The following is a 12379-nucleotide window of genomic DNA, read 5'->3' as shown; positions in this document are numbered from 1 at the left end:
CGTGAAGTTGCAGCTAGTAGCCGTCGGCACAAAAATGCCAGACTGGGTACAAACGGGTTTTACTGAATATCTGCGTCGTTTCCCGAAAGATATGCCGTTCGAACTGGTGGAGATCCCAGCAGGAAAGCGCGGCAAGAACGCAGATATCAAACGTATTCTCGAGAAAGAGGGAGAACTGATGCTGGCTGCCGCAGGCAAAAACCGCATCGTCACCCTCGATATTCCAGGTAAACCCTGGGATACGCCGCAACTGGCGCACGAGCTGGAGCGCTGGAAGCAGGATGGTCGTGACGTCAGTCTGTTGATTGGCGGGCCAGAAGGGTTATCCCCTGCCTGTAAAGCGGCCGCAGAACAAAGTTGGTCTCTCTCCGCGCTGACTCTCCCCCACCCGCTTGTTCGGGTACTGGTGGCAGAAAGCTTGTATCGCGCGTGGAGCATTACTACCAACCACCCATATCACCGCGAGTAGTGACTGACCAGGGTAGATTAAGCAGCGGATGAAACTACAGAATTCTTTTCGCGACTATACGGCTGAGTCCGCGCTGTTTGTGCGCCGGGCGCTGGTCGCCTTTACGGGGATTTTGCTGCTTACCGGCGTGCTGATCGCCAACCTTTATAATCTGCAAATTGTCCGCTTTACCGATTACCAGACGCGTTCCAACGAAAACCGTATCAAACTGGTTCCCATCGCCCCAAGCCGCGGCATTATTTACGATCGTAACGGCACGCCGCTTGCACTTAACCGTACCATCTACCAAATCGAGATGATGCCGGAGAAAGTGGACAATGTGCAGGATACGCTGGATGCGCTAAAAAGCGTTGTCGACCTTAACGATGACGATATCGCAGCGTTCAAAAAAGAGCGCGCACGTTCACACCGTTTCACCTCCATTCCGGTAAAAACGAACCTGACGGAAGTCCAGGTTGCGCGTTTTGCGGTAAACCAGTATCGCTTCCCCGGTGTTGAAGTTAAAGGCTATAAACGCCGCTTCTACCCTTTCGGTTCGGCCCTGACGCACGTTATTGGCTACGTATCCAAAATTAACGATAAAGACGTCGACAGACTCGATAAAGACGGCAAGCTGGCGAACTACGCCGCAACGCACGATATCGGTAAGCTGGGGATTGAGCGCTATTACGAAGACGTCCTGCACGGCCAGACCGGTTATGAAGAAGTTGAAGTCAATAACCGTGGACGCGTGATCCGCCAGCTGAAAGAAGTGCCTCCGCAGGCGGGACACGACGTTTACCTGACGCTCGATCTGAAACTGCAACAATATATCGAAACCCTGCTGGCAGGCAGCCGTGCCGCGGTTGTCGTCACCGACCCTCGCAGTGGCGGCATCCTGGCGATGGTGTCGATGCCAAGCTACGACCCGAACCTGTTTGTCGATGGGATCTCCAGCAAAGACTACTCTGGCCTGCTGAACGACCCGAACACGCCGTTGGTCAACCGTGCGACCCAGGGGGTTTACCCTCCGGCCTCAACGGTTAAACCGTATGTGGCTGTTTCGGCTCTGAGCGCGGGCGTCATTAACCGTAATACCAGCCTGTTTGACCCTGGCTGGTGGCAGTTGCCGGGTTCCGATAAACGCTACCGTGACTGGAAAAAATGGGGCCACGGTCATCTGAACGTCACGAAATCACTGGAAGAGTCGGCGGATACTTTCTTCTACCAGGTCGCCTATGACATGGGGATTGACCGTCTGTCACTGTGGATGAGTAAGTTCGGCTACGGACATTACACCGGTGTTGACCTGTCGGAAGAGCGCTCTGGCAACATGCCAACCCGTGAGTGGAAGCTGAAGCGCTTTAAAAAGCCGTGGTATCAGGGTGATACCATTCCTGTGGGTATCGGCCAGGGCTACTGGACGGCAACGCCGTTGCAGATGAACAAAGCGATGATGATCCTCATCAACGATGGCGTGGTAAAAGTGCCACACCTGCTTATGAGCACGGTGGAAGACGGTAAGAAAGTGCCGTGGAACCAGCCACATGAAACGCCGGTTGGGGATATTCACTCTGGTTTCTGGGAAATAGCGAAAGACGGTATGTACGGCGTAGCCAACCGTCCGAACGGTACGGCCCATAAATACTTCGCCGGTGCACCGTATAAAGTGGCTGCTAAATCCGGTACCGCGCAGGTATTTGGCCTGAAGGCGAACGAAACCTATAACGCGCACCGAATTGCTGAGCGTCTGCGTGACCACAAGCTCATGACGGCGTTTGCCCCCTATGATAACCCGCAGGTTGCGGTGGCGATGATCCTGGAGAACGGCGGCGCTGGCCCGGCTGTTGGTACGATCATGCGCCAAATCCTCGACCATATTATGCTGGGTGACAACAACACTGAATTGCCGACTGAAAACCCGGCATCCGCTGCGGCGGAGGACCAATAATCATGACGGATAATCCAAATAAAAAATCGCTGTGGGATAAAATCCACATCGACCCTGCCATGCTGCTGATCCTGCTGGCTCTGCTGGTCTATAGCGCCCTGGTTATCTGGAGCGCCAGCGGCCAGGACATCGGCATGATGGAACGCAAAATCGGCCAGATCGCAATGGGTCTGGTGATTATGGTCGTGATGGCGCAAATCCCGCCGCGCGTCTATGAAGGCTGGGCGCCTTATCTGTATATTTTCTGTATTGTCCTGCTAGTGGCGGTAGATGCCTTCGGTGCGATTTCCAAAGGTGCGCAGCGCTGGCTGGATCTGGGCATAGTCCGCTTCCAGCCGTCAGAGATAGCGAAAATCGCCGTGCCTCTGATGGTGGCGCGCTTTATCAACCGCGACGTCTGCCCGCCTTCATTAAAAAACACCGCCATCGCGCTGGTGCTGATTTTCCTGCCAACCTTACTGGTTGCCGCACAGCCTGACCTTGGAACCTCGATTCTTATCGCGCTGTCCGGTCTGTTTGTGCTGTTCCTGTCGGGGCTGAGCTGGCGTTTGATTGGTATCGCGGTTGTGCTGATTGCCGCCTTCATCCCGATCCTCTGGTTCTTCCTGATGCATGATTACCAGCGCCAGCGCGTGATGATGCTTCTCGACCCGGAAACCGATCCGCTGGGTGCGGGCTATCATATTATTCAGTCGAAGATTGCGATTGGCTCCGGCGGTCTGCGCGGTAAAGGCTGGCTCCACGGTACGCAATCACAGCTTGAATTCTTACCAGAGCGCCACACCGACTTTATCTTTGCGGTACTGGCCGAAGAGCTGGGGCTGGTTGGCATCTTAATCCTGCTGGCGCTCTACGTGCTGCTTATCATGCGTGGGCTCTGGATTGCGGCACGCGCGCAAACCACGTTTGGCCGCGTGATGGCCGGCGGGTTGATGTTGATTTTATTCGTTTATGTCTTCGTAAATATTGGTATGGTGAGTGGTATTCTGCCGGTTGTAGGCGTACCGCTGCCGCTGGTCAGTTACGGGGGCTCGGCACTGATCGTGTTGATGGCCGGGTTTGGTATCGTGATGTCGATCCATACCCACAGAAAAATGTTGTCCAAAAGCGTATAAAAATAAGGGGATCGCAATGCGTAAGCAGTGGCTGGGTATCTGCATCGCAGCAAGTTTGCTTGCAGCCTGTTCAAGTGATGATGGTCAGCAGCAGGCGACCGTCGCGCCGCCGCAGCCTGCGGTCTGTAATGGCCCGATTGTTGAAATCAGCGGCGCCGATCCGAGTTATGAACCGCTGAACGCAACGGCAAATCAGGATTATCAGCGCGATGGCAAGAGCTACAAAATTGTGCAAGACCCGTCGCGCTTTAGCCAGGCCGGTTTTGCCGCCATCTACGATGCAGAGCCAGGTAGCAACCTGACGGCATCGGGCGAAACGTTCGATCCCGCGCAGATCACCGCAGCACACCCGACGCTGCCGATCCCAAGCTATGCCCGTATCACAAACCTGGCGAATGGTCGTATGATCGTCGTGCGCATCAACGATCGCGGTCCTTACGGTAACGACCGGGTGATTTCACTGTCACGTGCTGCCGCTGACCGTCTGAACACGTCGAACAACACCAAAGTGCGTATCGATCCAATCATCGTGGCGCAGGATGGTACGCTGTCTGGCCCGGGTACAGCCTGTACAACCGTTGCCAAGCAGACCTATGCCCTTCCTTCACGCCCGGACTTAAGCGGTGGTATGGGTGGCGCATCCTCTCCGGCTGAACCTGCTGCACCTCAGGGTGAAGTCCGTGCAATCAGCAATGATACCTTGCAGAGCGATGACAGCACTGGCGCGCCAGTGAAGAGCAGCGGTTTCCTCGGTGCGCCGACAACCTTAGCGGCGGGTGTACTGGAAGGTAGCGAGCCAACACCCGCACCGGTCGTTGCTGCGCCCGTAACACAGCCCGCCCCGGTGACAGCTCCGGCGACAACCCAGAGCGCGGAAGTCGCTGCACCAGCGGCTGCCAGCGGTGGTTTTGTCGTACAGGTAGGTGCAGTAAGTGACCAGGCGCGTGCAAAACAGTATCAACAGCGTTTGAGTCAGCAATTCAGCGTGCCAGGACGCGTTGAGCAAAATGGTGCAGTCTGGCGTATCCAGATGGGGCCGTTTGCCAGCAAATCTCAGGCGTCCGCCCTGCAACAACGCCTGCAAAGCGAAGCGCAATTGCAATCGTTTATCGCTGTTGCGAAATAACTCATCGGCGGTATCCGAATTGTCGGTTTGTGTAACTAACATTCACAAACTCGCACTGAAAGTCGGATGCCTGCCTGTATAGCATTTGCTATAGTAAGGCACTTTTTTTAATTCCATCACGGATGTCGTAGTTCTGACCATGAAGACCACTTTTTCTGCTCGTTTTGTGCAGCGCATGGCGCTGACCACGGCCCTTTGCGCAGCTGCACTCTCTGCCGCTCACGCCGATGACCTGAATATCAAGACCATGATCCCTGGCGTTCCGCAAATCGACGCGGAATCCTACATCCTGATCGATTACAACTCTGGCAAAGTTCTGGCAGAACAGAATGCCGACGCCCGCCGCGATCCGGCCAGTCTGACCAAAATGATGACCAGCTACGTTATCGGCCAGGCAATGAAAGCCGGTAAGTTCAAAGAAAGCGATCTGGTGACCATCGGTAACGATGCCTGGGCGACCGGTAACCCGGTGTTCAAAGGTTCATCGCTGATGTTCCTGAAACCTGGAATGCAGGTTCCTGTATCTCAGCTGATCCGTGGTATCAACCTGCAATCCGGTAACGATGCCTGCGTGGCAATGGCCGACTTTGCTGCCGGTAGTCAGGACGCGTTTGTTGGCCTGATGAACAGCTACGTGACCGCTCTGGGCCTGAAAAACAGCCACTTCCAGACCGTTCACGGCCTGGATGCTGATGGCCAGTACAGCTCCGCGCGTGATATGGCGTTGATTGGTCAGGCGCTGATCCGCGACGTGCCTAACGAATACTCCATCTATAAAGAAAAAGAGTTTACCTTCAACGGTATCCGCCAGACCAACCGTAACGGTCTGCTGTGGGACAACAGCCTGAACGTAGACGGCATCAAGACCGGTCACACCGATAAAGCGGGTTATAACCTGGTTGCCTCTGCCACTGAAGGCCAGATGCGCCTGATTTCTGCCGTTATGGGTGGCCGCACCTTTAAAGGTCGTGAAACCGAAAGCAAAAAACTGCTGACCTGGGGCTTCCGTTTCTTCGAAACCGTGAACCCACTGAAAGCAGGTAAAGAATTTGCTTCTGAGCCTGTCTGGTTTGGTGACAACGATCGTGCCTCCCTGGGCGTGGACAAAGATCTGTATCTGACCATTCCACGCGGTCGCATGAAGGATCTGAAAGCCAGCTACGTGCTGAATAGCACTGAGCTCCATGCTCCGCTTCAGAAAAACCAGGTTGTGGGCACCATTAACTTCCAGCTGGATGGCAAAACCATCGATCAGCGCCCACTGGTGGTGTTGCAAGAAATTCCGGAAGGCAATTTCTTCGGCAAAATCATTGATTACATTAAATTGATGTTCCATCACTGGTTTGGATAAAAATTGAACACTTGAAAGTGTGATTTTGATCCCCATATACTAACTATCCTGATAACTCCCACCTGACGTGGGAGTTATTATTTTTTGACGTTACGCCGGAGCTGACATGAAAACCAAACTTAACGAACTGCTTGAATTCCCTACCTCATTTACTTACAAAGTAATGGGTCTGGCGAAACCTGAGCTGGTTGATCAGGTGGTTGAAGTGGTACAGCGCCATGCGCCGGGCGACTACTCTCCGTCAGTAAAACCAAGCAGCAAGGGCAACTACCACTCGGTTTCTATTACCATCACTGCCACGCACATTGAGCAGGTTGAGACGCTGTACGAAGAGCTCGGCAATATCGAAATTGTTCGTATGGTGCTGTAGTCCCTCTGTGGTTACCCGGTTTGCCGGGTAACCCCTCTCCCCGCTGTGATATAATCCCCTCACCTTTTCTCCCTTGTCTTCGGAGACACAGTTTTGTACCAGGATAAAATTCTTGTCCGCCAACTCGGGCTGCAACCTTACGAGCCTGTCTCCCAGGCCATGCATGATTTCACCGATTCTCGCGATGAAACGACACCTGATGAAATCTGGCTGGTGGAACATCTGCCGGTGTTTACTCAGGGACAGGCTGGCAAAGCAGAACATCTGCTGACGACTGGAGACATTCCGGTTATTCAGAGCGATCGCGGTGGGCAAGTCACCTATCACGGCCCAGGCCAGCAGGTAATGTATGTCCTGCTGAACCTGAAACGCAGAAAACTTGGCGTACGTGAACTGGTCACACTGCTGGAACAAACCGTAGTGAACACACTGGCGGAATATGGCATAGATGCCCATCCCCGGGCTGATGCGCCAGGCGTATACGTTGGAGAAATGAAGATCTGCTCGCTGGGTCTGCGGATCCGTAAGGGCTGCTCGTTCCACGGGCTGGCGTTAAATATTAATATGGATCTCGCACCGTTCTTACGCATCAACCCATGTGGATATGCCGGAATGGAAATGACGCAAATGCGTCAGTGGGTCGAAACAGCCACACCTGATATTATTAGACCGGTACTGTTGAGCAACTTGTTAGCACTACTTAACAATCCACCTCACGAATATATCCCTGCTTAATATATCATACATGATGGCTTGATTATTTGACGAGCCATCACTTATTTCCCGCTTTTACGCTTTACAATAATCCGCAGATTCTATATTTTCGAAGCGCCTGAACGCGCCCACATATTAGCGCTATAAATTATTTAGCCCACAGCCAGAGCTGATTGAGAGGCTCATGTAGCTTGCGTGATAATCACACAACTGTTTGTTTTTGAAAAACAAGTGGCGCCTACAAAACACTTTACGAATCTCTACAGGCATAATAAATAATTTCAACTATCATTCATATTGTGAATGAATACGGAGTGAAAGCGTGGAGTATAATAATTTACCAGCAAAACGCCTGAATGAACCCGGTAGTGAAGATAAACCGCAAATTTTTCGGACATTACGTAATATTGATCTCAATTTACTGACTATTTTTGAGGCAGTATATGTCCACAAGGGTATCGTTAACGCTGCGAAAATTCTTAATCTCACGCCCTCTGCAATTAGCCAGTCAATTCAGAAATTGCGCGCTATATTTCCCGATCCCTTATTTATCCGTAAAGGCCAGGGCGTGACGCCTACAGCCTATGCGACCCACCTGCATGAGTACATCAGCCAGGGGCTGGAATCGATTCTGGGCGCGCTGGACCTGACCGGAAGCTACGATAAGCAGAGAACGATTACCATCGGTACATCCCCTTCTGTTGGCGTTCTGGTCATGCCCATCATCTATCAGGCGGTGAAACAACACGCACCACAGCTACTGCTGCGTAATGTTCCCGTCAGTGAGCCTGAAATTCAGCTCTCGCAATTCCAGACCGACCTGATTATCGACAGCAATAATTTTAACGCCAGAGCACTGGGGCAGAACGTCCTCTATGCTGACAGCCTGACGCTGGTGTGTCGCCAGCATCACCCGGTGCTCAGCCACCCCCTGACGCTGGAGAACTTACGCGGCTATGAGCATTCATCGTTCATGACCGAAGGGCAAAGCATGAACGTTCTGCGTCAGCGCTTAGACGAGATTTTCCCGGAACGTCAGGTGAGCTTCAGCAGTTACAATATGTTTACGATGGCGTCACTGATTAGCAGCAGCGATATGCTTTGCGTTATGCCTGCCCGACTGTTCTCCCTGCTGTGCAAATGCTGGCCGCTGGAGAGCATCACCTTACCGCAGCTGAACACTGAATCTGTTGAAATTTCTCTGCATTACAACAAACTCAGCCTGCGCGATCCGGTACTCGAGACTGTCATTAACGTCATCCGTCAGGCCTTCTGACAACCCCATTCAGTACAAGCCCCTGCCAGGTGCGGGGCAAAAGGCACAAAACAACAACTATTTTACAATTTGGCGACCTGGCAGGCTGCTTTATCGACCGTTTCAATGATATACTGCCTGTCGTTCGTTCAAAAATAGTTGATAAATACAACATTCCCTTGAATTGAAACGCTTTCCTTCGATATTCGCAACTGGAACACGCACGCTATGAGTAAACCCATTGTGATGGAACGCGGTGTTAAATACCGCGATGCCGATAAAATGGCCCTTATCCCGGTTAAAAACGTGGCTACAGAGCGCGAAGCGCTGTTAAGAAAACCGGAATGGATGAAAATCAAACTTCCGGCAGACTCTTCGCGTATCCAGGGGATCAAAGCGGCGATGCGTAAAAATGGCCTTCACTCTGTCTGTGAAGAAGCCTCTTGCCCCAACCTTGCTGAATGTTTCAACCACGGCACAGCGACCTTTATGATCCTGGGTGCAATTTGTACCCGCCGCTGTCCGTTCTGCGACGTAGCACATGGCCGCCCTGTTGCGCCTGACGCTAACGAACCGCAAAAACTGGCTCAGACGATTGCTGACATGGCGCTGCGCTATGTGGTCATTACCTCTGTTGACCGTGACGATCTGCGTGATGGCGGTGCTCAGCACTTTGCTGACTGTATCACTGCTATCCGTGAGAAAAGTCCAAACATTAAAATCGAAACGCTGGTACCGGACTTCCGTGGACGTATGGATCGCGCGCTGGATATCCTGACCGCAACGCCGCCGGATGTGTTCAACCACAACCTGGAAAACGTACCGCGTATCTACCGTCAGGTTCGCCCTGGTGCAGATTACAACTGGTCCCTGAAGCTGCTGGAGCGTTTTAAAGAAGCGCACCCGCATATCCCAACCAAGTCAGGCCTGATGGTTGGCCTCGGTGAAACCAATGCCGAGATCATCGAAGTGATGCGCGATCTGCGCCGTCATGGCGTTACCATGCTGACGCTGGGCCAGTATCTGCAACCTAGCCGCCATCACCTGCCAGTGCAGCGTTATGTTAGCCCGGATGAGTTCGATGAAATGAAAGCCGAAGCAATGGCAATGGGCTTTACCCATGCAGCCTGCGGCCCGTTTGTTCGCTCGTCATACCACGCTGATATGCAGGCGAAAGGCGAAGAAGTTAAATAATATAGAAATATTTATTTACAGTTACGTCATAAAAAAACCGGCCATTGAGCCGGTTTTTTTTCGCAAGCCCTCAGGCAATGCTCTTACTCTTTGTGAGAAAGCTTCTCAGCAGGGACGTCATCCTCGGCGCTTTTCTTCGCAGCCGCATCATCGTCATTCATCGCTTTCTTGAAGCCTTTAATTGCTGCACCCAGGTCACCACCCAGCGTGCGTAACTTCTTGGTACCAAACAGCAGGACGACCAGTGCGGCAACCACCAGCAGTTTGGTAATACTAATCTCACCCATAGATACCTTCTTTACATAAAACAGGCTGCATTCAGCGCCAAAAAACCTGATCTTATTAACGGTCATTTGACGCGCGCACACAATAACAATCTGTAACAAGGTGAATCAAGCACTGTTGAAAAAAACATCAGAATAATTGCGGTGGCGCAAACCGGCGATTTTGCAGAACAGGTAATTGCTGGCGCGCAAGAGCTATTCGGGCTGAAAATATCTCAGTCATCAGCAAGGTCGGAGCTTCCGCAGCCGCGGCGACCGTTACCCCCAGCGGATCAACAACCCGGCTCTGGCCAATATTCTTATTCCCGCACTCTCCGGCAGCCACCATGTAACATGTGGTGTCGAGCGCACGGGCGGCAAGCAGCGTTGCCCAGTGGTGCTCTTTAAGCGGGCCTTTAACCCACGCAGCAGGCAATACCAACACATCAGCACCTTTAAGAGCCAGGCTCAATGCCATCTCAGGAAAACGTAAATCGTAGCAGGTCATCAACCCGATGTTCAGGTCGCTGATGTTAATCAATGGCGGCATGACATCGCCAGGGTCAACCAGGCGTGACTCCTGAATACTGAATGCATCGTAGAGATGTAATTTAGCGTAGCTTGCGATAATCGCACCGTCACGAATCGCTACAAGGGTGTTCACTGCCCTTCCCGGCGAAGACGGAACATGGATAGTCAGCACCGTGGTCAGTTGATTACCGGCGCTTTCATGAAGCAACAGCTGCAAGAAACCGCCATCCAGCGGCTGAGCTGATTTCACCGACATATCCGGGTCGTTATCATCACGTGCCAGCAGCGCTTCAGGCAGCACCAGCAACGATGCCCCCTTCTGCCGCGCCTGAGCCATCAGGGCCACGCATTTTTGCGCATTTTCTTCCCAGCGCGGCGTTACCGCAAACTGCCCTACCGCAACATACATATTTGTCCCTCACTCATCATCAGCGTTAAACTCGATGCTCTTACACATCAAATAGCAGGTATTTAGCGTGTTACAACTACTTTTAGCCGTTTTTATCGGTGGTGGTACAGGAAGCGTTGCGCGGTGGTTCTTAAGTATGCGGTTTAATCCGCTGCATCAGGCAATCCCTATGGGCACCCTTGCCGCTAACCTGATTGGCGCATTTATCATTGGTATGGGGCTGGCCTGGTTCAACCGAATGACGAATATCGACCCGATGTGGAAGGTTTTGATCACCACCGGTTTCTGTGGCGGCCTGACAACATTCTCTACCTTCTCCGCTGAGGTGGTGTTCCTGTTCCAGGAAGGGCGATTCACCTGGGCATTGACCAACATTGCGGTCAACATGCTGGGTTCATTTGCGATGACGGCAATCGCATTTTGGTTATTTTCCTCCGCCAGCCCGCAATAACGTCGGGAGCGTTAATGTTGGCTTAACTTTTCTCTGTCACTCTGGTTGCAATACTGAACGAGGGTGACGAAATGAAAGACAGTTTGATGAGCGCAGGAATGGTGTTGCTGAGCGTGCTGATCATCGCCAGCTTTCTGAAAATTTATTTTCTTGGCTGATTTAAAACGAAAAAAACCCGCTCAATGAGCGGGTTTTGAAATTCTTGCTGACGCGTCTGAATTACAGAGCGATTACGTTAGCAGCAGAAGGGCCTTTGGCACCGTTAGTGATTTCAAACTCAACGCGCTGACCTTCAGCCAGGGTTTTGAAACCATTAGTCTGGATTGCAGAGAAGTGTACGAACACGTCTTTGCTGCCATCTTCTGGAGTAATGAAACCGAATCCTTTGGACTCATTAAACCACTTAACGTTACCTTTAATCTTAGACATCAAAATTACCTTTACATTAAAAAACGACACAAATGCTGTGTCGGGTATCAGTACAACAATTGTGGGACGTTTTGTCCAGCGGATCTTTGATAAAAAGTGACAAAAGTCGCGTTAATTTTCACTGACGGATTTTTATCCTTTATGATTCAAAGGCAGTACGTTTTTTCGCCATCATGTAAAGTTTTTTCAGTTAAAACTGAAAACGCATCCACGCGAAGTAAACGTTACCGTTGTTGTAAGTCCCTGGAATATACGTCATCTGGAACGTTGCCGGACCATAGCCAATGGACGCCAGCGGCAAGATCACCGGAATAGGAATGTATTTCCAGTTATCGCGTGCGGTAACCCCTGCGGTATAGCCCAGACCCACGTGGAAGTTATCGTCTGCTAATGGTCGCCAGGTTTTCTCCCAACCGTAGCCACCTATCGGTTCCCACTTGTTAAAGGAATCTTTAAAGGCCATCAGGTAGATGCCGTGCCAGTTCCCTTTTTCGTCCCAGCGGGACTGACCAAAACCAGCACCCCACGGGCGCTCGTTGTATTTGTCAGTCTTTTCTTTGTCATACGCAAAACGCGCGTGCCACGTTATTGCCGGAATATACAGATCATAGTGCTCTGGCTCCTTCCAGGTTTGCGCGACGTTATCCGTAAAAGTTGAGAACCAGCCTTTATCCGCTGCGCCTTCTTCTGCCATAGCAACAGAAGAAAATGTTAACTGCCCAAAAATAAACAATAAAATCAAGTAAAACTTATTTCGTACGATCACAATGCA

14 protein-coding genes are annotated in these 12379 nt (G+C 51.8%); 10 read left to right on the top strand and 4 right to left on the bottom strand.

Annotation, left to right across the window (positions count from 1 at the left end; all coding sequences use genetic code 11):
* The first annotated feature begins 1 nt into the window (after position 1).
* The 9 genes from rlmH to lipA all read left to right on the top strand — a co-directional run bounded on the left by rlmH (position 2) and on the right by lipA (position 9524).
* On the top strand, positions 2–469 hold the full coding sequence (gene rlmH, locus F3J30_RS11930) for a 23S rRNA (pseudouridine(1915)-N(3))-methyltransferase RlmH (RefSeq protein ID WP_014069327.1): 468 nt from the start codon (positions 2–4) through the stop codon (positions 467–469).
* Positions 470–497: 28 nt separating this feature from the next.
* Positions 498–2399 (top strand): peptidoglycan DD-transpeptidase MrdA, encoded by a 1902-nt coding sequence (mrdA, locus tag F3J30_RS11925; protein WP_014069326.1) that lies wholly within the window; start codon positions 498–500, stop codon positions 2397–2399.
* Positions 2400–2401: 2 nt separating this feature from the next.
* Positions 2402–3514, top strand: a complete 1113-nt coding sequence (gene mrdB / locus F3J30_RS11920) for a peptidoglycan glycosyltransferase MrdB (protein ID WP_014069325.1) — start codon at positions 2402–2404, stop codon at positions 3512–3514.
* Between the two features lie 16 nt (positions 3515–3530).
* Positions 3531–4640: an endolytic peptidoglycan transglycosylase RlpA gene (rlpA, locus tag F3J30_RS11915; protein ID WP_166717383.1), complete on the top strand. Its 1110-nt coding sequence runs from the start codon at positions 3531–3533 to the stop codon at positions 4638–4640.
* Positions 4641–4779: 139 nt separating this feature from the next.
* Positions 4780–5991, top strand: coding sequence for a D-alanyl-D-alanine carboxypeptidase DacA (dacA, locus tag F3J30_RS11910; RefSeq protein ID WP_014069323.1), 1212 nt, complete (start codon positions 4780–4782; stop codon positions 5989–5991).
* A gap of 106 nt (positions 5992–6097) precedes the next feature.
* A complete protein-coding gene (gene ybeD, locus F3J30_RS11905) occupies positions 6098–6361 on the top strand; it encodes a DUF493 family protein YbeD (RefSeq protein WP_006177135.1) in 264 nt (87 codons plus the stop codon).
* 93 nt (positions 6362–6454) lie between these two features.
* Positions 6455–7096, top strand: coding sequence for a lipoyl(octanoyl) transferase LipB (gene lipB, locus F3J30_RS11900; RefSeq protein ID WP_166717382.1), 642 nt, complete (start codon positions 6455–6457; stop codon positions 7094–7096).
* Positions 7097–7397: 301 nt separating this feature from the next.
* Positions 7398–8351, top strand: coding sequence for a YbeF family transcriptional regulator (locus tag F3J30_RS11895; RefSeq protein ID WP_014069321.1), 954 nt, complete (start codon positions 7398–7400; stop codon positions 8349–8351).
* A gap of 207 nt (positions 8352–8558) precedes the next feature.
* Positions 8559–9524 (top strand): lipoyl synthase, encoded by a 966-nt coding sequence (gene lipA, locus F3J30_RS11890; RefSeq protein WP_006809637.1) that lies wholly within the window; start codon positions 8559–8561, stop codon positions 9522–9524.
* Positions 9525–9607: 83 nt separating this feature from the next.
* On the opposite strand, the gene tatE is transcribed toward lipA, so the two are convergent.
* Both tatE and F3J30_RS11880 read right to left on the bottom strand, forming a co-directional pair.
* Entirely contained in the window at positions 9608–9811 is a 204-nt protein-coding gene (gene tatE, locus F3J30_RS11885) for a twin-arginine translocase subunit TatE (protein WP_014069320.1), read from the bottom strand.
* 127 nt (positions 9812–9938) lie between these two features.
* Positions 9939–10727 (bottom strand): deaminated glutathione amidase, encoded by a 789-nt coding sequence (locus tag F3J30_RS11880; protein ID WP_166717381.1) that lies wholly within the window; start codon positions 10725–10727, stop codon positions 9939–9941.
* 67 nt (positions 10728–10794) lie between these two features.
* On the opposite strand from F3J30_RS11880, the gene crcB reads away from it, so the two are divergent.
* The gene (crcB, locus tag F3J30_RS11875) at positions 10795–11178 is read left to right on the top strand and encodes a fluoride efflux transporter CrcB (RefSeq protein WP_014069318.1); all 384 of its coding nucleotides are present in this window, start codon (positions 10795–10797) and stop codon (positions 11176–11178) included.
* Between the two features lie 219 nt (positions 11179–11397).
* On the opposite strand, the gene cspE is transcribed toward crcB, so the two are convergent.
* Both cspE and pagP read right to left on the bottom strand, forming a co-directional pair.
* On the bottom strand, positions 11398–11607 hold the full coding sequence (gene cspE / locus F3J30_RS11870) for a transcription antiterminator/RNA stability regulator CspE (RefSeq protein WP_000034825.1): 210 nt from the start codon (positions 11605–11607) through the stop codon (positions 11398–11400).
* Positions 11608–11797: 190 nt separating this feature from the next.
* Complete coding sequence (gene pagP / locus F3J30_RS11865) at positions 11798–12373, bottom strand: lipid IV(A) palmitoyltransferase PagP (protein WP_348771116.1); 576 nt, start codon at positions 12371–12373, stop codon at positions 11798–11800.
* Positions 12374–12379 lie beyond the last annotated feature (6 nt).

Source organism: Enterobacter sp. Tr-810 (assembly GCF_011752765.1).
GTDB classification, from domain to species: Bacteria; Pseudomonadota; Gammaproteobacteria; order Enterobacterales; family Enterobacteriaceae; genus Enterobacter; species Enterobacter soli.
This window is presented reverse-complemented; position numbering and strand designations above follow the sequence as displayed.

Bases quoted from the DNA above. Each gene is read 5' to 3' on its own strand.
- tatE (WP_014069320.1), bottom strand. From the start codon at position 9,811: ATGGGTGAGATTAGTATTACCAAACTGCTGGTGGTTGCCGCACTGGTC.
- F3J30_RS11880 (WP_166717381.1), bottom strand. From the start codon at position 10,727: ATGTATGTTGCGGTAGGGCAGTTTGCGGTAACGCCGCGCTGGGAAGAA.
- mrdB (WP_014069325.1), top strand. From the start codon at position 2,402: ATGACGGATAATCCAAATAAAAAATCGCTGTGGGATAAAATCCACATC.
- dacA (WP_014069323.1), top strand. From the start codon at position 4,780: ATGAAGACCACTTTTTCTGCTCGTTTTGTGCAGCGCATGGCGCTGACC.
- lipA (WP_006809637.1), top strand. From the start codon at position 8,559: ATGAGTAAACCCATTGTGATGGAACGCGGTGTTAAATACCGCGATGCC.
- ybeD (WP_006177135.1), top strand. From the start codon at position 6,098: ATGAAAACCAAACTTAACGAACTGCTTGAATTCCCTACCTCATTTACT.
- mrdA (WP_014069326.1), top strand. From the start codon at position 498: ATGAAACTACAGAATTCTTTTCGCGACTATACGGCTGAGTCCGCGCTG.
- cspE (WP_000034825.1), bottom strand. From the start codon at position 11,607: ATGTCTAAGATTAAAGGTAACGTTAAGTGGTTTAATGAGTCCAAAGGA.
- rlpA (WP_166717383.1), top strand. From the start codon at position 3,531: ATGCGTAAGCAGTGGCTGGGTATCTGCATCGCAGCAAGTTTGCTTGCA.